22 protein-coding genes and 1 tRNA gene are annotated in these 24,955 nt (G+C 48.9%); 8 read left to right on the forward strand and 15 right to left on the reverse strand.

Annotated features, from left to right (window positions below; all coding sequences use genetic code 11):
* Nucleotides 1-183 precede the first annotated feature (183 nt).
* Together ACO0LH_RS26665 and ACO0LH_RS26670 are read left to right on the forward strand one after the other, a co-directional pair.
* A complete protein-coding gene (locus ACO0LH_RS26665; RefSeq protein ID WP_422944182.1) occupies nucleotides 184-1,536 on the forward strand; it encodes a sensor histidine kinase in 1,353 nt (450 codons plus the stop codon).
* An 8-nt stretch (nucleotides 1,537-1,544) separates the two neighbouring features.
* Nucleotides 1,545-2,303, forward strand: coding sequence for a LytR/AlgR family response regulator transcription factor (locus tag ACO0LH_RS26670; protein WP_422944183.1), 759 nt, complete (start codon nucleotides 1,545-1,547; stop codon nucleotides 2,301-2,303).
* A 96-nt stretch (nucleotides 2,304-2,399) separates the two neighbouring features.
* Here the strand turns inward: ACO0LH_RS26670 and ACO0LH_RS26675 are convergent, their stop codons facing one another.
* The 7 genes from ACO0LH_RS26675 to rpsF all read right to left on the reverse strand — a co-directional run bounded on the left by ACO0LH_RS26675 (nucleotide 2,400) and on the right by rpsF (nucleotide 7,297).
* Nucleotides 2,400-3,410 carry an inorganic phosphate transporter gene (locus tag ACO0LH_RS26675; RefSeq protein WP_422944184.1) on the reverse strand — a complete coding sequence of 337 codons (1,011 nt, stop codon included), beginning with the start codon at nucleotides 3,408-3,410 and terminating at the stop codon, nucleotides 2,400-2,402.
* A gap of 84 nt (nucleotides 3,411-3,494) precedes the next feature.
* Entirely contained in the window at nucleotides 3,495-4,121 is a 627-nt protein-coding gene (locus tag ACO0LH_RS26680) for a DUF47 domain-containing protein (protein ID WP_422944185.1), read from the reverse strand.
* A gap of 142 nt (nucleotides 4,122-4,263) precedes the next feature.
* On the reverse strand, nucleotides 4,264-5,652 hold the full coding sequence (locus ACO0LH_RS26685) for a replicative DNA helicase (protein ID WP_422944225.1): 1,389 nt from the start codon (nucleotides 5,650-5,652) through the stop codon (nucleotides 4,264-4,266).
* A 172-nt stretch (nucleotides 5,653-5,824) separates the two neighbouring features.
* Nucleotides 5,825-6,277: a 50S ribosomal protein L9 gene (gene rplI, locus ACO0LH_RS26690; protein WP_422944186.1), complete on the reverse strand. Its 453-nt coding sequence runs from the start codon at nucleotides 6,275-6,277 to the stop codon at nucleotides 5,825-5,827.
* 26 nt (nucleotides 6,278-6,303) lie between these two features.
* Nucleotides 6,304-6,588: a 30S ribosomal protein S18 gene (gene rpsR, locus ACO0LH_RS26695; RefSeq protein WP_110252960.1), complete on the reverse strand. Its 285-nt coding sequence runs from the start codon at nucleotides 6,586-6,588 to the stop codon at nucleotides 6,304-6,306.
* Between the two features lie 9 nt (nucleotides 6,589-6,597).
* Nucleotides 6,598-6,897 (reverse strand): primosomal replication protein N, encoded by a 300-nt coding sequence (gene priB / locus ACO0LH_RS26700; protein ID WP_422944187.1) that lies wholly within the window; start codon nucleotides 6,895-6,897, stop codon nucleotides 6,598-6,600.
* A 31-nt stretch (nucleotides 6,898-6,928) separates the two neighbouring features.
* A complete protein-coding gene (rpsF, locus tag ACO0LH_RS26705) occupies nucleotides 6,929-7,297 on the reverse strand; it encodes a 30S ribosomal protein S6 (RefSeq protein ID WP_422944188.1) in 369 nt (122 codons plus the stop codon).
* 236 nt (nucleotides 7,298-7,533) lie between these two features.
* Between rpsF and lexA the strand changes: the two genes are divergently transcribed.
* The gene (lexA, locus tag ACO0LH_RS26710) at nucleotides 7,534-8,190 is read left to right on the forward strand and encodes a transcriptional repressor LexA (protein ID WP_422944189.1); all 657 of its coding nucleotides are present in this window, start codon (nucleotides 7,534-7,536) and stop codon (nucleotides 8,188-8,190) included.
* A gap of 188 nt (nucleotides 8,191-8,378) precedes the next feature.
* Here the strand turns inward: lexA and lon are convergent, their stop codons facing one another.
* The 7 genes from lon to ACO0LH_RS26745 all read right to left on the reverse strand — a co-directional run bounded on the left by lon (nucleotide 8,379) and on the right by ACO0LH_RS26745 (nucleotide 19,177).
* Complete coding sequence (gene lon / locus ACO0LH_RS26715) at nucleotides 8,379-10,796, reverse strand: endopeptidase La (RefSeq protein WP_422944190.1); 2,418 nt, start codon at nucleotides 10,794-10,796, stop codon at nucleotides 8,379-8,381.
* A gap of 251 nt (nucleotides 10,797-11,047) precedes the next feature.
* Nucleotides 11,048-12,313 carry an ATP-dependent Clp protease ATP-binding subunit ClpX gene (gene clpX / locus ACO0LH_RS26720; RefSeq protein WP_422944191.1) on the reverse strand — a complete coding sequence of 422 codons (1,266 nt, stop codon included), beginning with the start codon at nucleotides 12,311-12,313 and terminating at the stop codon, nucleotides 11,048-11,050.
* Between the two features lie 233 nt (nucleotides 12,314-12,546).
* Nucleotides 12,547-13,173 (reverse strand): ATP-dependent Clp endopeptidase proteolytic subunit ClpP, encoded by a 627-nt coding sequence (clpP, locus tag ACO0LH_RS26725; RefSeq protein ID WP_422944192.1) that lies wholly within the window; start codon nucleotides 13,171-13,173, stop codon nucleotides 12,547-12,549.
* A 17-nt stretch (nucleotides 13,174-13,190) separates the two neighbouring features.
* On the reverse strand, nucleotides 13,191-14,540 hold the full coding sequence (tig, locus tag ACO0LH_RS26730) for a trigger factor (protein ID WP_422944193.1): 1,350 nt from the start codon (nucleotides 14,538-14,540) through the stop codon (nucleotides 13,191-13,193).
* A 28-nt stretch (nucleotides 14,541-14,568) separates the two neighbouring features.
* Nucleotides 14,569-14,655, reverse strand: a tRNA-Leu gene (locus ACO0LH_RS26735).
* A gap of 248 nt (nucleotides 14,656-14,903) precedes the next feature.
* Nucleotides 14,904-17,999: an efflux RND transporter permease subunit gene (locus tag ACO0LH_RS26740; protein WP_422944194.1), complete on the reverse strand. Its 3,096-nt coding sequence runs from the start codon at nucleotides 17,997-17,999 to the stop codon at nucleotides 14,904-14,906.
* The gene (locus ACO0LH_RS26745; RefSeq protein WP_422944195.1) at nucleotides 17,996-19,177 is read right to left on the reverse strand and encodes an efflux RND transporter periplasmic adaptor subunit; all 1,182 of its coding nucleotides are present in this window, start codon (nucleotides 19,175-19,177) and stop codon (nucleotides 17,996-17,998) included. Before ACO0LH_RS26745 ends, ACO0LH_RS26740 begins: the two co-directional genes overlap by 4 nt.
* A gap of 208 nt (nucleotides 19,178-19,385) precedes the next feature.
* Here ACO0LH_RS26745 and hpnC point away from each other — a divergent pair, with 208 nt between their 5' ends.
* The 3 genes from hpnC (at nucleotide 19,386) to ACO0LH_RS26760 (ending at nucleotide 21,362) form a co-directional block, all read left to right on the forward strand.
* Nucleotides 19,386-20,195: a squalene synthase HpnC gene (hpnC, locus tag ACO0LH_RS26750; RefSeq protein WP_422944196.1), complete on the forward strand. Its 810-nt coding sequence runs from the start codon at nucleotides 19,386-19,388 to the stop codon at nucleotides 20,193-20,195.
* 220 nt (nucleotides 20,196-20,415) lie between these two features.
* The gene (locus ACO0LH_RS26755) at nucleotides 20,416-20,625 is read left to right on the forward strand and encodes a hypothetical protein (RefSeq protein WP_422944197.1); all 210 of its coding nucleotides are present in this window, start codon (nucleotides 20,416-20,418) and stop codon (nucleotides 20,623-20,625) included.
* A gap of 32 nt (nucleotides 20,626-20,657) precedes the next feature.
* Complete coding sequence (locus tag ACO0LH_RS26760) at nucleotides 20,658-21,362, forward strand: M24 family metallopeptidase (RefSeq protein ID WP_422944198.1); 705 nt, start codon at nucleotides 20,658-20,660, stop codon at nucleotides 21,360-21,362.
* 182 nt (nucleotides 21,363-21,544) lie between these two features.
* Here ACO0LH_RS26760 and ACO0LH_RS26765 read toward each other — a convergent pair whose 3' ends face one another.
* Complete coding sequence (locus ACO0LH_RS26765) at nucleotides 21,545-22,393, reverse strand: hypothetical protein (protein ID WP_422944199.1); 849 nt, start codon at nucleotides 22,391-22,393, stop codon at nucleotides 21,545-21,547.
* A gap of 359 nt (nucleotides 22,394-22,752) precedes the next feature.
* Between ACO0LH_RS26765 and hpnD the strand changes: the two genes are divergently transcribed.
* Nucleotides 22,753-23,586, forward strand: coding sequence for a presqualene diphosphate synthase HpnD (gene hpnD, locus ACO0LH_RS26770; protein WP_422944200.1), 834 nt, complete (start codon nucleotides 22,753-22,755; stop codon nucleotides 23,584-23,586).
* Complete coding sequence (gene hpnE / locus ACO0LH_RS26775; protein WP_422944201.1) at nucleotides 23,579-24,952, forward strand: hydroxysqualene dehydroxylase HpnE; 1,374 nt, start codon at nucleotides 23,579-23,581, stop codon at nucleotides 24,950-24,952. The genes hpnD and hpnE overlap by 8 nt, the downstream gene beginning before the upstream one ends.
* Nucleotides 24,953-24,955: the final 3 nt, after the last annotated feature.

The raw sequence follows: 24,955 nt of genomic DNA on the forward strand, positions 1-24,955 counted from the left end.
TCGTCGTTCATATTGAATGACCTATTCTCCGTTCTGTCCTGCATTTTTTGCAGACTGTCGCATGTCGCTATTCAATCCCGGGCAATTTCCTTAAAGTACCAACATGGACTAAAGAGTTTAAAGAAAACGGCGCCGCATTCGCCTTGTCACTTATGTCCGGGATATCGATAAAAGAGAAGCATCATGAATAATACAAACGCACAAAACCTGAAAGAGCTCGCCAGCCAGCTTATGGCCTGGTTAAGCAAGAGCTTCGACACAACAGCTGCCTGGGTTACCAAACTGTCATGGTGGAAATTCTTGTTATTTGCGATGCTGACGATTGCAGCAGGTGGCATCCTGCAAGACACGCTGTTCACTTCTGAGGAAAGCGTGGTAGTCACAAAAAACAAGGCTGCCAATAAAGTCAATAAGGCAAAAAAAACCAACAAGCTCACTGATGGTGACACCAGTATAGAAATTGATGAAACCGGTATTCACATCCGTAAAAACAATACGACCGGCAAAGGCAAACAAGTCGAGATTGATGAAAATGGTATTCGCGTGAATACGCGCAATGCGTCAACCCCACCGACAACACCTGCATTGCCGGCATTACCTGCACTGCCAGACAATCAAGGCACGCCCTCTGCAAAGCCTGCACCACCAGAGCCACCAGAACCACCAGCCATTGATGAAAATGATGATATACACATCAAATTACCTGCTGAAGTTGCCAAAGAAATTGGTGAAGATATCAATAATGCAGTCGCTGATGCTGCTGACGAAGAAGTGCGCAGCTATAAACGCACATCGTCACAATGGTTCAAGAATTTCGTCGTGCTGCTGGTCTTTGGTTTATTTGGCATGAAGGCACTGATGGGCGGAAAAGTGCGTGCAGAAGAAAAAGCCCAGGTCGCCGGGGTTGCCGCGGAACGGGAATCACTGCTGCGCCAAGTCAGTGAAGCACAAATGCAAATGATGCAGGCGCAGGTTGAGCCACATTTTCTGTTCAATACCCTGGCCTCGGTTGAGTACCTGATTGAGACCGACCCACCGCGTGCTGCAGCCATGCAACGCAGCCTTATTGCCTACCTGCGTGCAGTGCTGCCACAAATGCGCGAGAATGCCGCCATTACCAATCTGGGACGTGAGGCAGATATGATCAGGTCCTATCTGGACTTGCTGAAGATGCGCATGGAAGAGCGGTTGGAAGTTGATTTCACCATGCCAGAAGGATTGCGCAGTGCAGCCTTTCCACCAATGATGTTGCAGTCCCTGGTTGAGAATGCCATCAAGCATGGCCTGGAGTGCAAGGCCGAAGGCGGCACGATCAAATTTTATGCAGAAGTCGCCCATAATAAACTGCGTGTGTCCGTCACTGATACTGGCCTGGGTTTCGGCGCGATGCCCAGTAATGGTACAGGACTGGGTTTGCAAAACATTCGCGAACGCCTGAAACTGATTTATAAAGAAAAGGCGCAAATGATCATTACACCCAATCAACCAAGCGGCGTTTGCGTTACTATAGAAATCCCTTACGAATTAGCTAATTAGTGACGACTATGCCAACTGCAATACTCGCCGATGATGAACGACTGATGCGCGACCAGTTAAAGTCGCGCCTGGAACAGGTCTGGCCTGAACTGGAAATTCTTGATGAAGCCAAAAATGGTGAAGAAGCTGTTGAGCTGGTAGAAAAACATCAGCCTGACCTGGTTTTTTTGGATATTAGAATGCCCGTCAAAACCGGCCTGGAAGCGGCCAAAGACATCGGTAACAAAGCCCATATCGTTTTCATTACAGCATATGACCAGTATGCCATTCAAGCCTTTGATCATGGTGCTGTCGATTATGTGTTAAAACCGGCCGACGTGGAAAGGCTGACACGCACGGTAGAGCGCCTCAAAGCCAGACTGGCCAGTCAGAGCCAGCCCAATGACATGAGCACGATGTTATCGCAACTGGCCAAGCAAATGGGCATGACTCCCAAGCCCAATTACCTGCAATGGATACAGGCGTCAATAGGACAGGAATTGCGCTTGATACCCGTTGAAGAGATTTTGTTTTTTCAATCTGATGAAAAATATACACGGGTACAGACCGCCAGCTATGAAGCCTTGATACGCAAGCCTGTACGCGATTTGGCCGATGAACTTGATCCTGCCCTGTTCTGGCAGATTCATCGTTCCACGCTGGTCAATGCCAAGGCAATTTCAGGCGTGATACGTGATTTGCGTGGCAGACATCTGGTACAGATCAAGGGTTTGACAGAAAAACTGGAAGTCAGTCGCAGCTTTGTGCACCTGTTCAAACAGATGTAGATGATTAGGAGATGCAAGCAGGCTTGTTATCTGCAACAGAAATGAAAATGCCCGGTTTTAAACAACCGGGCATTTTTTATTTTAGCTAAAACTGGATTACAGGATGTGTCGACCTATCCACCAGGCTATGGCTGCAACAAAAGCCGAAGCTGGGATAGTTAATATCCATGCCCAGACGATGTTACCTGCAACACCCCAGCGTACTGCCGACATTTTTTGCGCAGAACCGACACCGACAATCGCACCAGTAATGGTATGCGTAGTCGATACAGGCACACCCAGTACAGTCGCCATGATCAAGGTAATTGCACCACCAGTTTCAGCGCAAAAACCACCGACTGGCTTGAGCTTGGTAATCTTTTGACCCATGGTCTTGACGATACGCCAGCCACCAAACAACGTACCCATGCCAATTGCGGCATAGCAAGAATACACGACCCAACCCGGCGGCCCCTTATCTGCTTCAGTAGAATAACCTGCAGCGATCAGCAACATCCAGATAATACCCATGGTTTTTTGTGCATCATTACCGCCGTGACCCAGGCTGAATACAGAGGCCGAAACCAATTGCAACCGACGGAACCATTTATCCACTTTTCTGGGTGTCGACTTGACAAACAACCAGGACACGATGAGCATCATCAGTGACCCCAGGAAAAAGCCCAGCAGTGGCGACAAGACGATAAATAAAATGATCTTGTAAAGACCCGCAGCGATCAATGCTCCGGTGCCTTCTTTAGCCACGGCAGCACCTATCAGGCCACCGATCAATGCGTGGGAAGACGATGAAGGGATGCCGAAATACCAGGTGACCAGATTCCAGAATATCGCACCGACCAGCGCACCGAAAATAACGTAATGATCAACGATCGCCGGATCAATGGTTCCTTTGCCTATGGTTTTTGCCACCGACAGATTAAACACGAAAAAAGCAAATACATTGAATAAGGCTGCCATGGCCACCGCCTGGCTAGGCTTCAACACCCCCGTCGATACAACGGTAGCGATCGCATTGGCGGCATCATGGAAGCCGTTCATGAAATCGAATAACAACGCCAACACCACCAATAAGATGATGACGTGCGTGCTCATATGAATGGATTGCATAAAAGTGAATTCCCTCGTTCGCTCTCTGCAGTGACAGAGAACTGTTAAGCGTCAATTAAGCGTCAAAATAAAAGAGTCAGACGCTTAAGCGTTCTCAACAATAATGCCTTCTATGATATTGGCAACATCTTCACAACGATCCGTCACTGTTTCCAGTATTTCGTAAATCGCTTTGAGTTTGATCAGATTGCGGACATCAGGTTCATCACGGAACAACTTGGACATGGCGGCACGCATGACGTGGTCCGCATCCGATTCCAGACGGTCAATCTCTTCACACAGGGCCAGTATTTCGCGCGAATTATCCATGTTATGCAACAGTGCGACTGCTGCTTTCACTTTTTCAGCGCAGGCCAGGCACAGTTCTGCCAGGCGCTTTGCTTCTGGGGTAATTTCGCGGATGTCGTACAGAGAAATGGTTTGGCCGGCATCTTCGAGCAAATCGAGGATATCGTCCATGCGCGTAATCAACTTATGGATATCGTCACGATCCAGCGGCGTGATGAAGGTTTTGTGCAGCAACTCTATCGTGTTATAGGTAACAGTATCTGCCTGTTTTTCTATGCTTTCTATCGCATGGACACGGATTTCCAAGTCGTCAAAATTGGTCATCAAGGCAACCATTTCCTTGGAACCTTTGACACATAACTCAGCGTGTTGATTGAAGAGTTCAAAAAATTTGCCCTCGGTGGGCATCAAGCGTCCAAACATTTTTTTCTCACTGAAAATATAAATTTCTAGAATTGCTCAGGTAATCAGTACTCACCGACCACCCGACCACAGTGTTCTACTTTTAAGTCTTTTATTTACTACCAGCGTCTACCACCAATTAACCAACAAGATTTTTCAAACTTTATTCATTGTCACCATAGATGGACAAGGATCCGACGTAATTATCAAACTTGGTATATTCACCCAGGAAGGTCAGTCGCACGCTACCGATAGGACCATTACGCTGCTTACCGATAATAATTTCGGCGGTGCCTTTGTCCGGTGAATCAGGGTTATAAACCTGGTCACGATAAATAAACATGATCACGTCAGCATCCTGCTCAATCGCACCAGATTCACGCAAATCCGACATGACGGGACGCTTGTTCGGACGTTGTTCCAGTGAGCGGTTCAACTGCGACAAGGCAATCACCGGGCAATGCAATTCCTTCGCCAGCCCTTTCAAATTTCGTGAAATTTCCGAAATCTCGGTAGCCCGGTTTTCACCGGCAGAATTGGCCGACATCAATTGCAGGTAATCGACGATGATCAAACCCAGTTTGCCGCATTGCCTGGCCAGACGGCGCGAGCGAGCGCGTAATTCGATAGAACTCAAAGCTGGCGTTTCATCGATATACAACTGCGCATCATTCATTTTCTGGATGGCATGCGTGAGGCGTGGCCAGTCTTCATCAGTGAGCTTGCCTACGCGCAAACGGCTCTGGTCAAGACGGCCGACCGAACCCAGCATACGCATGGCCAATTGCGCGCCGCCCATCTCCATCGAAAACACGGCAACCGGCAAACCGCTGTCAATGGCGACGTTTTCACCGATATTCAATGAGAACGCTGTTTTACCCATGGACGGGCGGCCAGCAACAATGACAAGATCACCAGGCTGCAAGCCTGATGTCATCTTATCCAGGTCAGTGAAGCCAGTGGGGACGCCGGTGATGTCGTTTTGATTATCACGGTTATACAGTTCATCGATACGCTCTACTACTTGCGTCAGCAAGGGCTGGATGGACTGGAAACCCTGCACGCCACGTGCCCCCTCTTCAGCAATGGCAAAGATCTTGGATTCAGCCTCGTCCAGCATCTGCTTGACTTCTTTACCCTGCGGATTAAAGGCATTTCCTGAAATTTCATCGGCAACCGTAATGAGCTTACGCAATACGCCGCGATCGCGGACAATTTCTGCATAGCGACGAATGTTGGCCGCAGATGGCGTATTTTGCGCCAGGGCATTGAGGTAGCTGAGGCCACCGGCATCGTCAGCCTTGCCCATTCCGTTCAAGGCTTCAAAAACGGTAATCACGTCAGCTGGGCGTGACGAATTAATCAGTTTGACCATGCACTGGAAAATGATCCTGTGGTCGTAGCGGTAAAAATCTTCTTCGCCAATAAAGTCGGCGATGCGGTCCCATGCTGCGTTATCAAGCAATAAACCACCCAGAACAGATTGCTCTGCTTCTATGGAATGGGGGGGGACGCGTATAGCGTCAATTTGAGGATCAGAACCAGCTTTCATGGCGCGCATTATAACCGTTAAATCAAATTGCCAGACAGTACAAGATACGGGAAATGCGTTTGTTTGTGACAGGATTGTGACGGGATTCAGACAAACAACAAACAAAGGAAATTCAGGCAATAAAAAAGCCGGGAATTCCCGGCTTTTCTTACAGCAATTTGCAAAAAGCAAATTAAGCGTGTTCGCCCAATACAGCAACGTTGACATCAACAACAACATCAGTGTGCAAAGCAACTGAAACTGTGTGATCGCCAGCGATTTTCAATGGACCTTGTGGCAAGCGTACTTGTGCTTTTTCCACTGCAAAACCTTGTTTAGTCAAAGCATCAGCAATGTCAAAGTTTGTTACGGAACCGAACAAACGGCCATCAACACCAGACTTCTGGGTGATTTGTACTGTCAAACCGGACAGTTTTTCACCTTGAGCTTGAGCAGCAGCCAATTTAGCAGCCGCTGCTTTTTCCAATTCAGCGCGTTTTGCTTCGAATTCAGCAACAGCAGCTGTCGTTGCACGACGAGCCATACGTTGAGGAATCAAAAAGTTACGAGCATAGCCGTCTTTAACACGAACTACGTCACCCAAATTGCCGAGATTAACGACTTTATCCAACAGAATAACTTGCATATTTTTCTCCTTTACCTTGTCGTCAATTACGCTGTGTGCAAATCAGTGTATGGCAGCAACGCGAGGTAACGTGCACGTTTAATTGCTGTATCAACTTGACGTTGATACAACGCTTTAGTACCGGTCAAACGTGCTGGCATGATTTTGCCGTTTTCTTGCACGAAATCTTTCAGTGTGTCGATGTCTTTGTAGTCAACTTTTTCTACATGCGCCGCAGTAAAACGGCAGAATTTTTTGCGCTTGAACAAAGGATTTTGTTGTTGACGCTTTTGCTTCAATTTGCTTTTGTCGAATTTTTTACCGAATGCCATTTTTGGCTCCTAATCTAGTAAAGGCGCCCCGAATTCAATGATATGAAAGACGAGACTTTTGCTATTGCGATTTTTGCGCGCTAAAAAACCAGTAAATTCCCTTGCCACATCCAGTTCGATTTCATTAAACCGCTGAGAGATTTCCCCCGCTGCGATGGCAGAAATTTCAAACTCTACCTGGCGAACTGTGTTCGCTTCAGTATTGCTGGAACTGTGTATCAGGGTGGCAGAAGCTATCGGAATACCGGCTGGCGTGTATCGCAACGCCGTTTTTTCCACTATCCGTGCTACCAGCTTCAGTTGATTCACTATTTTTTACGCGACCTCAATCAAATAAATATTAAGCAGCAGGCGCTTCTACGCGTTGCGCTTTAGCAGCATCTTCTTTTTGTACAGCTTTCATCATTGGAGAAGGTGTTGTTTCTGCTTTTTTCAATTTGACTGTCAGGTGACGCAAAACAGCATCATTGAATTTGAATGCGGTTTCCAACTCGAGCAGAGTTTCAGCATCACATTCGATGTTCAGGCAAACATAGTGTGCTTTTGCCAGTTTTTGAATCATGTAAGCCAATTGACGACGGCCCCAGTCTTCAACGCGGTGAACTTGACCACCACGGGCTACAACACTTGCCTTGTAGCGTTCGATCATTGCAGGAACTTGCTCGCTCTGATCGGGATGTACGATAAATACGATTTCATAATGACGCATATATTCTCCTTGTGGACAATAAAAATAGCCCGCCTCGGCGTCAAGACGAGTGCGGGAAGAGGAAAGCCGACAATAATAACGCAATTCCGTTTATTTTTCAATTACATCAAGGACTTGGGTAACGCAATTCGCATAATTAGCGAAATTGTTTCGTATTATTGCTTGCATATGCGGCTTTACTGTATAAAAATACAGTCTGCTTGTATATACAGCCAAAGTTCACCAATGAGAGTGCCATGCTTAAACTAACCGCCCGCCAGGAACAGATTTTAAATCTGATCAAAGATGCGATTCAAAATACCGGGTTCCCCCCTACCCGTGCCGAAATTGCGACAGAACTGGGATTTCGCTCTACCAATGCCGCAGAAGAGCACTTGCAGGCGCTGGCACGCAAAGGCGTTATAGAAATCGCGGCAGGCACATCACGTGGCATACGTTTGCTTGAATCCAACCTGTCCAGCCACATTCCCGGCATACAGATGGCTTTGCCACACCCTGCGCTGATGCAGCTGAGCCTGCCATTGGTGGGCAGAGTGGCTGCTGGCTCGCCCATACTGGCAACGGAACATATAGAATCTACTTACCATGTTGACCCTGCCCTGTTCTCGGCCAAACCTGATTTTTTACTGAAAGTACGAGGCATGTCCATGCGTGATGCAGGCATCCTGGATGGCGATTTATTGGCGGTGAAAAAGGCTGATTCAGCGCGTAACGGGCAAATCGTCGTAGCACGCCTGGGCGACGATGTCACGGTCAAGCGTTACAGAAAAACGGGCAACCTGATTGAGCTGATGCCTGAAAATCCTGATTACCCCATCATCAAGGTAGGCGATAACGAAGAACAATTTGCACTCGAAGGCCTGGCAGTCGGACTAATGAGAAACTGGGTATAAATTCGCTTGCGCGAGATGTGCCCGATTTCCCATAAGTCACATCGCATAAATATCCTGAATGCCAACAAGCTGCCAGGATATTTTTGAATATTTGCCCACAATAAAAAAACGCCCGATTTAATCGGGCGTTTTTTTATTGCACATGCAATGAAGAGCCTGATCGATGAACTTATCGATCAGGCAATCAATCAATGCTTCACAACCGTCGTATCTGCCGGCGTTTCTGTAGGAGCAGCCGTTGCAGCAGCGGCCACTGCCACTGGCTCGTCAACCAGGGGAGTAGGTTGTCTTTCCAGTGCAATCTCCAACACTTTGTCTATCCAGCGAACCGGGATAATTTCCAGCTTGTTTTTGACATTGTCAGGGATCTCAGTCAAATCCTTGGCATTTTCTTCGGGTATCAATACCGTCTTGATACCACCACGATGTGCTGCCAGTAATTTTTCCTTCAATCCACCAATAGGTAATACTTCACCACGCAAGGTAATTTCACCAGTCATGGCAACATCAGCACGCACAGGAATACCTGTAAACACAGAGACAAGGGCAGTTGTCATGGCGATGCCCGCGGACGGGCCATCTTTCGGTGTTGCGCCTTCGGGAACGTGGATATGAATATCACTCTTCTCGAAAACGTCACCTTTAATGCCCAGACGCGCCGCACGGCTACGCACAACGGTACGGGCAGCCTCGATTGACTCTTTCATGACGTCACCCAAAGTACCTGTACGTATCACGCCACCCTTGCCTGGCATGGCCACAGCTTCGATGGTCAGCAAATCGCCACCGACTTCTGTCCAAGCCAAACCAACTACCTGGCCAATTTGATTTTCCTTGACTGCCACACCAAAGTCATAGCGACGCACACCCAGATATTTATCCAGATTTTTCGAATTAATGGTCGCTTTTTTCTCTGTTTTTTTCAACAGCAGCATTTTGACGACTTTACGGCAAATTTTGGAAATTTCTCTTTCCAGCGAACGCACGCCTGCTTCACGTGTGTAATAGCGAATGATGTCGCGCAAGGCACTTTCAGCAACGGTAATTTCAGCTTCTTTCAAACCATTGTTCTTGATTTGCTTGGGCAATAAATAACGTTGCGCAATACTGGTTTTTTCATCCTCCGTATACCCAGACAGACGTATCACTTCCATACGATCAAGCAAGGCTGGTGGAATATTGTAGGAATTTGAAGTCGCTACAAACATCACGTCAGAAAGATCGAAATCCACTTCAATGTAATGATCGGAGAACGTGTGATTTTGCTCAGGGTCCAGCACTTCCAGTAAAGCAGAAGAAGGATCACCACGGAAATCAGCACCCATCTTGTCAACTTCATCAAGCAGGAACAAAGGATTACGTACACCTATCTTCGACAGGCTTTGCAAGATCTTGCCAGGCATGGAACCGATGTAAGTACGACGATGACCGCGAATTTCAGCTTCATCACGCACACCACCCAGCGCCATGCGCACAAACTTGCGGTTAGTTGCACGGGCGATAGACTGCCCCAGCGAGGTTTTACCCACGCCAGGAGGACCTACCAGACACAGGATAGGCGCTTTCAGCTTGTCGACGCGCTGTTGTACTGCAAGATATTCCAGAATACGTTCTTTGACCTTATCGAGGCCAAAATGCTCGTCCTCAAGGACTTTTTCAGCATTCGCCAGATCATTGTTGACCTTGGATTTTTTCTTCCATGGCAAGTTGACAATGGTGTCGATGTAGTTACGCACGACGGTAGCTTCAGCCGACATCGGAGACATCATTTTGAGTTTTTTCAACTCATTCTGCGCTTTGTCGCGGGCTTCTTTAGGCATTTTGGCGGCCAGGATTTTTTTCTCAAGCTCGTCAATGTCAGCGCCCTCTTCACCTTCGCCCAACTCTTTCTGTATCGCCTTGACTTGTTCGTTCAGGTAATACTCGCGCTGGGATTTTTCCATCTGGCGCTTGACGCGACCACGGATGCGCTTCTCAACTTGCAGGATATCGAGTTCGCCTTCAAGCTGCCCCAACAAATGTTCGAGACGCTTGGAAACGCTGAAAATTTCCAGAATGACCTGCTTTTGCTCCAGCTTTAACGGCAAGTGGGCAGCGATGGTATCGGCCAGACGACCGGCATCGTCAATACCGGACAGGGAAGCCAGAATTTCTGGTGGAATTTTTTTATTCAGTTTGACGTATTGATCAAACTGCTGGACGATGGCACGGCGCATCGCCTCTACTTCTGACTCGTCGCCTTCATCCAGGCTGATCGGTGTCAGATCGGCAGAAAAATGCGATTCGGAATCATAAATCTTATGAATGCGTGCACGCTGCGCGCCTTCAACCAGCACCTTGACGGTGCCATCTGGCAATTTCAACATTTGCAGAATATTGGCAATACAGCCGATTTCGTAAATGTCTTCTGCTGAAGGTTCGTCTTTTGCAGCGGCTTTCTGGGCTGCAAGCATAATGCTCTTTCCCTGATCCATGGCAGCTTCCAGCGCCTTGATGGATTTTGGGCGTCCCACAAACAGCGGAATTACCATATGCGGGAATACAACAACATCTCGCAGTGGCAATAACGGCAGTTGGGTTTGTTCGGTAATCAGAGTAGTCGTCATGGCGCACCTTTCATAAATACTGGTTAACAATGTTGGCGCACAGGGCGGAAACACAAGCCCATCTTGAAAAAAAACAATAAAAAAAGCCACTCAGAGAGCTTCCCCGGGTAGCTTTACGATTGAAGCTGAATTAATTTTGTTAATCCATTGTACTTCGAATCAAATTAAAACAAGGCGAAAATAAATAAAAAATGGGGAGTTTCCTCCCCATTATGTGCATCTGGCATCAATTGAATGTATGCAAAACCTGATCAGGCACCGGCAACCTTGGGTTGCTCATGATAAATTAGCAATGGTGTAGCGCCATTCGTGATGGTATTTTCATCAATCACAACTTTTGCTACATTCTGGTGACTAGGTAAGTCATACATGACGTCCAGCAAGGCATGCTCGAGTATGGAACGCAGACCACGGGCACCGGTTTTACGGGCAATCGCTTTCTTGGCGATCGCTTGCAAAGCTGCGGGGCGAATTTCCAGCTCTGTGCCTTCCATTTCCAGCAATTTTGCATATTGCTTGATCAGGGCATTTTTTGGCTCTACCAGAATCTGTATCAATGCAGCATCATCAAGCTCATTCAATGTCGCAATCACAGGCAGCCGACCAACCAGTTCAGGTATGAGACCAAACTTGATCAGATCTTGCGGCTCTGCATCTTGCATGACTTCGCTGGCGCTCTTTTCTGTCTGGCTTTTCACGCTGGCAGAAAAACCTATGCTGCTGCGCTCAGAGCGATCAGAAATGATCTTTGCCAGGCCATCAAACGCGCCGCCACAAATGAACATGATGTTGGTCGTGTCGATCTGTATGAAGTCCTGATTAGGGTGCTTCCTGCCGCCCTGTGGTGGCACGGATGCCATCGTTCCTTCAACCAATTTCAACAATGCCTGCTGCACGCCTTCGCCGGATACGTCACGGGTAATCGAAGGGTTATCGGACTTACGAGAAATTTTATCAATTTCATCAATATAAACGATACCCTTTTGCGCGCGTTCAACTTCGTAATTGCAATTTTGCAGCAATTTTTGAATAATATTTTCTACGTCTTCGCCAACATAACCAGCTTCAGTCAGTGTTGTCGCATCAGCAATAACGAAAGGCACATTCAACATACGTGCCAAAGTCTGCGCCAGCAAAGTTTTGCCGGAACCAGTCGGCCCTACCAGCAAAATATTGCTCTTGGCCAGTTCAACGTCGTCTTTTTTGCTCAGATGCTTGAGGCGCTTGTAATGGTTATAGACCGCTACCGCCAGAATGCGCTTGGCAGTTTCCTGGCCGATTACATACTGATCCAGCAAATCGGTGATTTCCTGAGGGGTAGGTAATTCCGTTTTTGCGCTGGCAATATTATCAATTTCCGACACTTCATCGCGAATGATGTCATTGCACAAGTCTATGCATTCATCGCAGATAAATACGGATGGCCCTGCTATCAGTTTTTTAACCTCATGCTGACTCTTGCCGCAAAACGAGCAATAGAGCAACTTTTCTCCGCTGGAGGATTTTTTATCGGGCATGATACGTATATGAAATAAACAAAATTAATCTATGAAATCAGTATTCAGCGTAAAACCCACGCGCTAAATCAATCACCAATTTCCTAAGCTTCCCTGAGATGCATATTACCCGCAAAACTTACTTTCGTCATGGCATCTATGCGCGGCAGTCGAGTATGAATGAGACATTATAGAGCAGAATAAAAAAACGCCCGAACCATCCTGGAGCGGGCGTTTTTATTTTCAAACAAAGTTTATACGCGATGCGTCAAAACTTTGTCGATCAAACCATATTCTGCTGCCGCATCCGCCGACATGAAATTATCACGATCCGTGTCTTTGGCGATTTGCTCAAGGCTACGGCCAGTTTTCTCGGCCAGAATGCCGTTCAGGCGCTCGCGCAAATACAATATTTCACGCGCCTGGATTTCTATGTCTGCCGCCTGCCCCTGCGCACCGCCCAAAGGCTGATGAATCATGACACGTGAATTTGGCAGAGAGAAACGCTTCCCTTTAGCACCGGCAGCGAGCAAGAAAGCGCCCATGGATGCAGCCAAACCAGTGCACAAGGTAGAAACATCAGGCTTGATGAACTGCATGGTGTCATAAATTGCCATACCGGCAGAAACTGAACCACCAGGAGAATTAATGTAAAGCGAAATATCCTTATCTGGATTTTCGCTTTCCAAAAACAGCAATTGCGCAACGATGAGGTTGGCGGCCTGGTCGTTCACAGGGCCAACCAGAAAAATCACACGTTCCTTGAGCAAACGCGAGTAGATGTCGTATGCACGCTCACCTCTGCCACTTTGCTCAATCACCATAGGCACCATGCCCAGCATGTTTGTGTCCAGTGCCGAATTACGGATGATGCCTGTCATGTGATTTCCTTTTCTGCTTACGCTTGTGCGTTGTTACCCATCAATTCATCAAAAGGCAGAAGCTTGTCTGTCACTTTTGATTTGCCAAGTACATAGTTAACGACGTTTTCTTCTAATACAAGAGCTTCAACTTCAGCCAGACGATTACGATCGCTAAAATAATACTTCACAACTTGCTGCGGGTCTTCATAGCTTTGTGCAAAATCTTCAACTTGCGCCTTGATCTGCTCTGTGGTCGCCTGCAGGTTGTTTGCTTTTACCAGTTCAGCCAGGATCAAACCAAGGCGTACACGGCGCTCTGCCTGCGCTGCAAACAATTCTGTCGGGAATGGCACATCTTTCACGTTCATACCGCGTTGAGCCATGTCCTGACGTGTCATTTCTGCCAGACGTTCGCCATCCTGAGCGACCAGCGTCTTGGGCACATCAAATTCAACAGCCTTCACCAGGGCGTCCATGACGCTTTCTTTGGTTTTGGCTTTGACGCGACCACGTACTTCACGCTCGAGGTTTTCTTTGATGTCAGTACGCATTTTGACCAAGTCACCGTCTTCAACGCCCAACATTTTCGCAAATTCGGAATCAACTTCCGGCAAATGCGCCCATTCCAGTTTTTTCAGGGTAATGGTGAATTCTGCTGTCTTACCAGCAACATCTTTACCATGATAATCTTCCGGGAAGGACAACGGGAAAGTCTTGGATTCGCCAACTTTCAAACCGATAGTTGCTGTTTCAAACTCTGGCAACATACGACCTTCGCCCAATACAAAGACGAAATCTTCTGCTTTGCCGCCAGCGAATTCGACACCGTCGATCTTGCCAACGAAATCCACAGTAACGCGGTCGCCACTTTGTGCAGTCTGATCTGCGCCGCCATCGCCATGCGCACCTTGTTCGCCCTTGACGTGGAAATGCACACGCTGTTTGCGCAGGATATCAATGGTTTTGTCGATTTCAACATCAGTCACATCAGATTTGACTTGTTCAACTTCAGCAGTCGACAAATCACCGATCGTGATTTCTGGATACACTTCAAATGTTGCATCAAATGCCAGGCTACCTTCAGCCACGTCTGCACCTGATTTTGGTTCTATGCTTGGATAGCCAGCAACACGCAATTTGTTTTCGTTTGCTGCTTCAGCGAAAGCCTGACCGACTTTGTCGTTCAGCACTTCGGTTTCGACCTGATAACCGTATTGTGCAGCGACCATTTTCATCGGCACTTTACCAGGACGGAAACCAGGCGCTTTTGCTGTGCGCGCACGCGCTTTCAAACGCTTTTCAACTTCCGATTGCACATCAGCGACCGGGAAAGAAATCGTCAAGCGGCGTTCCAATTTATCTAAAGTTTCGACTGCAGTTGCCATGAAAATCGTCCAAATAGTAAAAATTCTGTGGTGCGAGGAGGGGGACTCGAACCCCCACACCATTGCTGGCGTCAGGACCTAAACCTGGTGCGTCTACCAATTTCGCCATCCTCGCGGGATGTTTATGTTCACCGGCACGATGCCAATACATGCTCAGCATGGCCGGTACAAAAGCAAAGGGCGACCCGAAATTCAAGCGTCGCCCAAAACTGATGTATGTGGCATTACAACTCCAGCCCGATATTCTACTGGATTTTGTTTGTATGTGCCTTATTTTTTTGATGCCTACAAGAAAACGCCCCTCACCCGCAAATTATTGCTGATGAGGGGCGGATTAAGTGCCCGATATTGAGAGCGCCCTTTCTAGGCTGGCTTCTTCACCCTGAACCAGGCCGCATACAGTGCCGGCAGGAACAACAGGGTCAATGCTGTCGCAATGATCAGACCGCCCATAATGGCAACTGCCATCGGCCCCCAAAAGACAGAGCGCGACAACGGTATCATTGCGAGCACCGCTGCTGCGGCCGTCAAAATGATAGGGCGGAAGCGCCGTACTGCTGATTCCACAATCGCATCCCATGGCGCCGCACCTTCGGCAATATCATGCTCGATCTGGTCAATCAAAATCACCGAGTTGCGGATGATCATGCCGAACAAGGCAATCACACCAAGTTGGGCCACAAAACCAAAAGGTCGTTGCAGGATCAACAAGGCCATTGCCGCGCCCGCCACACCCAGAGGGCCAGTCAGGAACACCAGCAAGGAACGCGAGAAACTATGCAATTGCAACATCAACAAGGTAAATATGATGAAGATGACCAAAGGTACATTGGCAGCGATAGATTCTTGCGCCTTACCACTGTCAGCTGCCGCGCCGGCCAGCTCAATCTTGTAGCCTGGCAGCAGACTGGCCCTGATTTCATCCAGTTTCGGTGAAATCTGGCTTGATACCGTCGGCCCCTGTATGCCATCAATCACATCGGACTGTACAGTAACAGCCCATTCGCGGCCTTCACGCCAGACCACGCCGGGTTCCCAAACCAGGTTAATGCGCGCCACTTGTGACAAAGGCACATACTTGCCACTCGATGTGGGTACATTGGCATTACTCAAGGCTTCGACGGTTGAACGCTCCTCAGCCGGTTGACGCACGGTAATATCAATGAGCTTGTTACCATCACGGAATTGACCTACTGTGGTTCCAGTCAAAATCGTATTGGCAGCACGCATGACCGTCTGGGAAGTAATGCCCAGCATACGCAACTTGTCCTGATCCAGGTCTATTCTGACCACCTTCACAGACTCGTTCCAGTTGTCATTGACACCCACAGTATTGGCATTGGTGCGCATGACTTCTTTAACGCGGTCGGCAATTTCCCTGACCTTGGTCACTTCCAGACCGGTAACGCGGAACTGTACTGGGTAAGGCACTGGCGGGCCATTCGGCAACAACTTCACGCGACCGCGCACTTCAGGAAAATCATTCTTGAAAGCATCAATGATTTTCAGACGCAATGTCGCACGCGCCGCCAAATCCTTGGGCAAGACCACGATTTGCGAAACGTTGGTTTGCGGGAAAATCTGGTCCAGCGGCAAGTAGAAACGTGGGCTACCTGTTCCTACATAGCTGGTCACGCTTTCCACGCCCTGCTGCTTTTGGATGAAAGCTTCGAATTTCTTGGCCTGCGCTTCTGTCGCCTCGAAAGAGGAGCCTTCAGGCAACCACAATTCGACCATCAATTCAGGACGGCTGGAGTCGGGGAAGAATTGCTGCTCAATAAACTTGAACCCAAATACACCCAAACCAAACACACCCAGCGTAATAACGATAGTGGTCTTGCGCCATTCGACGCACCAGTTCACCAGCGCACGAAAGCGGCTGTAAAACGGCGTATTAAAAATCTCGTGTTCATTGCCGCCACCAGCACCGTGCGGCTTGACCTTCAACAGCAAATAACCGAGATAAGGTGTAAACAATACCGCTGCCAGCCAGGAAATAATCAAGGCCAGTGAATTCACAGAAAACATTGAGAACGTGTATTCACCCGCTGCCGATTTCGCCAGGCCAATCGGCAAGAAGCCGGCTGCCGTAATCAGCGTACCTGTCAACATCGGCATGGCAGTGGAGGTATAGGCAAAGGTCGCTGCATCAAAACGCGAAAAACCTTCTTCCATTTTACGTACCATCATCTCCACGGCAATAATGGCGTCATCTACCAGCAAACCCAGCGCAATGATCAGTGCACCCAGCGATATCTTGTGCAAATCGATATCAAATATACGCATGAACAGGAAGGTGATCGCCAATACCAGCGGTATCGTCAGGCCAACCACCAGGCCCGGCCAGATATCGAGGCGGAAAGGTTTGGTATGCAAACCCAGCGCCAGGAAACTCACTGCCAGCACGATAACCACTGCCTCAATCAGTGTATGAATAAATTCACCGACTGATGATTTAACCGCATCTGGCTGATTTGATACCTGCTCCAGTTGTATGCCAACAGGCAATTTGGCCTTGATGGCAGCCACATCAACTTGCAGATGCTTGCCCAGCTCGATGATATTGCCACCCTTTTCCATGGAAATACCAAGGCCAACGACTTCCTTGCCATTGAAACGCATCTTGTCTTGTGGCGGATTTTTATATTCACGTTTGACGGTCGCAAAATCGCCCAGGCGGAAAGTCGTGCCATTGGCACGCAACTGCATACTTTCCAGATCCTTGACTGTCATCAGGGCGCCAGAAACGCGCACTTGCAGGTTATCGGTGGAAGTGGTCAGCACACCGGTACCTTCTATGCCGTTTTGCGAACTGATCTGCCCTACTACAGCATCAAAGGGAATGCCCAGTTGCGAGAATTTCTTTTGCGAAAACTCAATATTGATTTTTTCATCCTGCACGCCAAACAATTCAACCTTGGCGACCGAAGGAATGCGCAAGAATTGCTGGCGTACGAAATCGGCATATTCCTTGACCTCTTCATACTTGAAGCCATCGCCAGACAAGGCAAAAATGGACCCATAGGTGTCGCCAAATTCATCATTAAAGAATGGGCCTAGTACACCAGGGGGCAAGGTCGATCTGATGTCACCAATCTTTTTACGCACCTGATACCAGGCCGCAGATGTTTCTTTGGGCGGTGTAGATTCACGCAATTGCAAGATGATTAAAGTTTCGCCAGGCTTGGAATAGCTGCGAATCTTGTCTATATACGGTGTTTCCTGGAGTTTTTTCTCCAGCTTGTCCGTCACCTGATCGGCCATTTGCAAGGCCGTAGCACCCGGCCAGATCGCTCGCACTACCATGGCGCGGAAGGTGAAAGGCGGGTCTTCATCCTGACCCAGCTTGCCATAACTGAGAATGCCGCCCAGCAAAAGCACAACAATCAGATAGCGTGTGAGCGGTATATGCTCAAGCGCCCATCTGGAAAGATTAAATCCACGGGAAGAGTCACTCATTTGGCCGCTCCTGATGCAGCCGTTGCGTCTTTTGCTGGTGCCGGTGCGGCCTTGGCAGGCGCTTCAACGCCAAGGATAGTCACTTTCTGGCCATTCTTGAGCAGGTTAGCACCGGCAGTAACGACGACCTGCCCTGGTTTCAACCCCGTTGCGATCAATGCCTCTTCGCCCACGGAACCAGCAACCTGCACTGGAACGAGCCTGACAGCACCAGATTCCACAACCCACACGGAAGACGCATTTTTTTCCTGGAACAAGGCTGTCAACGGCAGCTTGATCATCATATTCGGATTTTTTGCGCCAAAACTGACATAGGCAGTCATCCCCAGTTGCACATCTTTAGGATCGCCAGTCAAACTGACTTTGGCGGTAAAAGTACGTGTTACCGGATCGGCGATAGGTGACAATTCACGCAATTTTGCCGGTATCAATTGACCAGGATTGGCCCACAGACGCACATTCACATCCGTCATCTGACGTATTGTATTGACTTTATCTTCCGGAATGCCAACGACGACATCCATTGCTCCCGTTTGCGCCACTCGTACCACTGGTGTACCCGCAGCGACTACCTGACCGACTTCGGCATCTATCCCTGTTACCACGCCATCCACATCAGCAACCAGACTGGTGTAAGCAGATTGATTGGACTGGTTTTTATAAGATGCCAACGCCTGCTCGTAGCTGGCCTGACCTGCCTTGTATGCCACTTCCTTCGCATCCAGCACGGCAGCGGCGACGAAATTTTTGGCGCGCAGTTCCTGATAACGCTTCAATTCTGCCTTGGCCAGATCGCGGTTGCTCTCTGCCGCGGTCAGACCGGCCTTGGCCTGCATTTGCGCCAGCGCCAGATCTTGCGGATCAAGCTGCATCAGGGCCTGACCACGCTTAACCAGTGTCCCTACCTCCACCTTGCGTGCCACGATTTTTCCAGGAACCCGGAAACCAAGACGTGATTCGATACGCGGCCTGACTTCACCCGGTAGTTCCGCATTCAGATCGATATTGCTGGATGCCAGCGTGACTGTCCTTACGGGACGGATATCCTCGGTTTTTTCGGCAGGCTTGGAACAGGCAAGCAAAAGCGATGCAGAAGCAATGGCGAAGGCGAAAGTGACAGCACGCCTTCCAGCAAACTGCCTCACTTCAGGGAGATGATTAGTTTCTGGTGTTAACACAGGAATTTTCCTTTACTATGCAGGCTTTCCGGGCCGGAATGAGACGAGTCAAAACGAAAACAGCGAATATCTACAGTAAATATCCATTTTGTTTTTATTGCTAAATTGCTAGCTACTATCAAATAACTGACTTTGCGGTTAGTAATTATAATTAAGCATCTTGCTTTTGCCAATGACTTTTCGGTCATTAAGCTTTTTCATTGTATTTATGCCAGTTGAACACTACGAAAATTTCCCTGTTGCCTCCTTATTATTGCCCGCCAGATTAAGGCCGGCAGTGGAAACCATTTATCGCTTTGCCCGCACCGCCGATGATATTGCCGATGAAGGGGATGCCAGCCCGGAACAGCGGCTGCGAGACCTGAGCGCATTCGAGGCTGAACTGGATGTCATAGAAAAAAATAGTAGCAGTGAATCGCTTTTATTCAAGGCCTTGACGGTGGTTATCCGTGAACACCAGCTTCCACTGCAAAGTTTTCGCGATTTATTGTCTGCCTTCAAACAAGATGTCAGCACGACCAGATATGCCGACTTTGCCGCCTTGCTTGATTATTGCAAGCGCTCAGCCAATCCGGTAGGCTGCCTGATGCTGCACCTTTATCAAAAAGCCGATGCCGCGAATTTGCATGATTCCGATGCGATATGCAGCGCCCTTCAACTCATCAATTTTTGGCAGGATGTAGCTGTTGACTGGCAAAAACAAAGGATTTACCTGCCATTGGCAGATCTGCAAAGATTTGGCGTAAGCGAACAACAGATCGCAGACGGCATAGTCAATGATGCCTGGCGCGCGTTAATGCTGTTCGAGACAATACGGGCACGTGAACTGATGATGTCTGGTGCGCCACTGGCTAAACGACTACCTGGCCGGCTGGGCTGGGAGTTGCGGCTGGTTGTGCAAGGCGGCCTGTGCATACTTGAGAAAATCGAACAGGCAGACTGTGATGTATTTCGTCATCGTCCCAAATTAGGCAAAACTGACTGGATAAAACTCGTATGGCGTGCCATTCGCATGTAAAAAGCGCGTTCAATACCTGTACGAAATCAGGCATGCGCTATCACCGGTCAGGCCAGCAGCTTTCCGTGTAACGCTCTATAACAATTCATTCTGCAATTTTTGTTGATAGCAATAGGAGTTATCGCAGAATGAACTTAAAATAAATAATTCGCACTAAGCTGACAAGCAAGTCATTCCCGTCCCTTGCGCCCTTCCCGCCCCCTGAAAATTGGAGCACGTTTTGCAAACTAATCTATACCGATGCATTTTCCTTCTCTGCCTGCTGTCGCTAAACGGCTGCACCGTCATTGCCATTGCAGACGCAGCGGTATCAACAACGGTCAAAGTTGGCAGTGCGGTGGTAGGAACGGCGATTGACGTGACACGCGCCGGCGTCAGAACAGTGACTGGCAGCTCCAGCGACAATGCTAACAAGAGCGCAAGCAAATAAGTTTTCTTTTTTGAAAAGCACCAGAGCCAACAATGCCGACTGAATCACAAATCGCCAAGCACAGAGAGGTACAGAAGGCCGCCAAAGCGGTGCTCGCACGGCTGGCGAATATGATCACTTCGACAGACACTGAACAAAGCATTGCCGACAAGGCGTATGCCATGCTCTGTGAATCTGGTTATACAGAGACCTGGTATCACCAATGCCCTGCACTGGTTTTGTTGGGCTCGCGCAGTTGTGTCTCCGTATCGGGGCGCGACTATCAACCCAGCACAGAGATGGTGGGCGCAGCAAACCTGGTCACTGTCGACCTTAGCCCCACTCACGCCGAATACTGGGGTGATTGTGCCCGCTCATTCCCTGTTGAGAACGGCAAGGTCACACAGGCCCCACAATTACTGGAGTTTCGCAACGGACTGTCTTTTCTTCGCCACCTGCATATGCAGATGCTTGAGGTGGTAACGCCAGAGACTACTTTTGGACAATTATATGACTGGGCTAATTTGCGCATACGGCAAAATGGCTTCGTCAATCTTGATTATCGCAATAATGTCGGCCACAGCATCGTGACCAAACATGATGATCGCCAATATATACAGTCAGATAACAAGATAGCACTCGGGGATGCACCGTTTTTCAGCTTTGAACCATTCATACGGCTCAAAGGTGGAAAATGGGGCTTCAAGCATGAAGAGATTTTTTACTTCAACGCATCGGGCAAGCTGGAAGAACTCTGATTTCACACTGGCAGGACATCTTTCCTACAGCCAAACGTCACCATCAAACCTGACAAGCAAAGCATAACAAGCAAAACCGCCCCACCAATAACAATACGGCCATACATAAGTATGGCCGTATTGCTTAGCTCATTCATCCAGTCAACACGCCAGCAACTACTGGCGTGTTGACCAAACCTGCATCAGCTCTTGACGCAAGTCACTGCAATATTGCTGGCAGCTGTCGGGTCATTGATATGGGCAACACCTGTACCACCAGCCACCGTACAGGTCTGGCCAGCAGGCTGAGTATCAACCGTAACGGCATACGGTACGCCGTCCAGCAGGTTAAAGTTAAATGCATATACGCCGATTGCCGTTACCGAATATTTATCTACAACGCCATTGGCAGTATTTGCCATGGTCAATACCGTGCCAGCAGTCAAGCCATTGACAGTAAATTTAACTGGCACCGCAGGCACACAAGTGATCAAAACGTTATTGGATGCCGCAATGTTGGAAATATTTGCCGTACCAGTTCCATTTGCAACCGAGCAATATTGTGAGGCTGGAGGTACGCTGACGGTGACGGAATAAGGATTGCCATTGACAACATAGACAGGGAACTGGAAGGTACCATTTCCTGTCACTGTTGCCGAACTCACTGCATTATTGAGCAAGACCAGGGTGCTATTGTCATTCATACCGGTCACAGTACCGCCCACAGGCACATTCGGCACACAGGTGACCGAAATATTCCTGACAGCCGCATCACTGGTCATTTTCCCGGTGCCATTGACTACCGTGCAGTTCACGGTATTTGGCTGGGTTTGAATCGTAATGGCATAACTGGCATTACTGGCAACGTTAAAGTTAAAAGTGCCATCGGCAGTCAGCGTCTGGATATAATTGGATTCATTACGCAATACGATGCTGTCGGTGGCACCCAAGCCCGTCACAGTACCGCCGACCGTTGTGTAGACAAAGCCGCCGCAGCCAGCCAGGACAAGCGCAAGGCCAACAATAATTCCTGCAAATTTCGATTTATTCAAGATGTTCGTCCGAATTAGGTGATATTTTTCAAAAGCCGCGCTCTTGGTTTCAGAGCACACTATAATGCGCCGACTATTATACGAGCTAGTGTTGACTAAGTAGACAATTCTTCAAATTGATTACATTCTGTTACGGCACATCTTACTCTTTTGACACAAATATAGCCAAGCGACACACTTATTCGGCAAAATACGTGACGAAGGAGATGTCATCAAACCGATAAGTCAGGTCGGATGCATACATTTTTGAGGATGACAGTTTGTTAGCATCTCGTTCGCAACTCACTTATTGATTACGTTTATTATAATGACGCAGTTTTTTTGGCTTTGCCTGCCGCCACTCACTTAACTAATCCAGCATGTCCCCAGACGAATATTGCCAGCAGAAAGCTGCACAAAGTGGTTCCAGCTTTTACTACAGTTTTTTGTTTCTCCCCTTGCCAAGACGAAGGGCGATTACTGCCCTGTATGCTTTTTGCCGTGAAGTCGATGATGTTGTCGATGAAAGCACCGACGATATGGTGGCGCGCAGCAAGTTGACCTGGTGGCGTCAGGAGGTGCAAGCCATGCTGTCGCAACAGCCGACACACCCGGTGACCAAGGCCCTGCTGCCCCATATGGCAGAATATAAATTGGATGGTGCCCATTTGCAGGCCATCATCGATGGCATGGAAATGGATCTGAACCAGACCCGCTATCTCGATTTCACTGCTTTGCAAAAATACTGCTGGCATGTAGCTGGCGTGGTTGGCATCTTGTCGGCCAGCATATTTGGTATCAAAAACCCGCAAACCCGTGAATTCGCTGAGAAACTGGGGCTGGCATTTCAAATGACCAATATCATTCGCGATGTAGGTGAAGACGCCCGTAAAGGCCGCATCTACTTACCCGTCAACGAATTACAGCAATTTTCCGTCACTGCCGCTGACATTTTGAATGCGCGCCACAGCCCGCAGTTTGAAGCACTGATGCAATTCCAGTATGACAGGGCGCAAAAATTATATGACCAGGCCTTTGCCTTATTGCCCGCTGAAGACAGAAAAGCACAAAGGACGGGGCTGATCATGGCAGCGATTTATCGCGCCTTGCTGGTTGAAATTCAACATGACGGTTTTCATGTGCTCAACCAGCGCATTTCGCTGACACCCATACGCAAATTATGGCTGGCCTGGAAAACCTATATTCGTGGCTAAGTTTTCAGCAAATACACCCAGACGCGTTGCGGTGATTGGTGCTGGCTGGGCCGGCTGCGCTGCGGCAGTCGAACTGGCTCGCCACGGCATCAGCGTCAGCCTGATTGAAGCGTCACGCAATTTGGGCGGGCGGGCACGCGGTGTCAGCGTCAATGGGCTGGAACTCGATAACGGCCAGCATATCTTGCTGGGGGCTTACAGCTCATGTCTGCAACTGATGCGAAAACTGGATATTGATACCGGCACGGCCTTGCTGAAACTGCCGCTGCAAATGGTTTATCCTGACAATGAAGACGGCATGCGCTTCATCGCCCCACGTCTTCCAGCACCCTTGCATTTATTGTTTGCATTATGGACGGCCAAGGGTCTGCAAAGAGGCGACAAAATGGCGTTGGCCAGGTTTTCGACCACGGCGCGCTGGATGGGCTGGCAGTTACATCAGGATTGCAGCGTCAGTGAATTGCTGGAGCGTTTCGAACAGACGCCACGTCTGTGTCGCCTGATGTGGCACCCTCTCTGCATTGCAGCACTGAACACGCCGCCCGAACGCGCGTCAGCACAAGTGTTTTTAAATGTCTTGCGCGACAGCCTGGGTGCCAGGCGTGCTGCGTCTGATATGCTGCTGCCACGCACTGACCTGTCTGCCATTTTACCTGCCAGGGCAGCCGCTTTCGTGACGCAACACGGCGGCCAGACCTTGCTCGCCAGTGCCGTCAGCTCACTTCACCATACTGAAAACGGTCAGTGGCAACTGAATACCAGGCAAAATGCCAGCGTCGACACTGCGCCCCCGCTATATGATGGCGTCATCATCGCCACCGATGTCGCTACAGCTGAGCGCCTGCTGCAAACGCTGGCTTCTCCACCTCCCTCTTTGCCGGATTACAGCTACGAGGCGATCACGACCTGTTACCTGCAATATGCAGCGACTGTGCGCCTGCGCCGCGCCATGCTGGCCTTACTGGACGATGCAGGGCAAAAAAAATGGGGTCAGTATGTGTTTGACCGGGGACAACTACATCAAGACCAGGCAGGATTATTGGCAGTAGTGATCAGTGCTTCCAACCAGGCATGTGAGCTGGCGCAGGAAGAACTGGCAAAGGACGTTGCCAGCCAACTGGCTGAGAGCCTGCAAATGCCTGAGCTTGCCAAACCCTTATGGCATAAGTGCATATCGGAAAAGCGTGCCACATTCAGTTGCACGCCGGGTCTGGTCAGGCCAGAAAATCGTACGGATCTTCCGGGTCTGTACCTGGCTGGTGACTACACCAAAGGTGATTACCCGGCAACACTGGAGGGCGCAGTTCGTAGTGGTATCGCTGCCAGCCAATGCGTACTGGCTGGTTTTAAACAAACGTCGAAATAAAAA

This window comes from Undibacterium sp. TJN19 (genome assembly GCF_049339485.1).
Classification (GTDB): domain Bacteria; phylum Pseudomonadota; class Gammaproteobacteria; order Burkholderiales; family Burkholderiaceae_D; genus Undibacterium.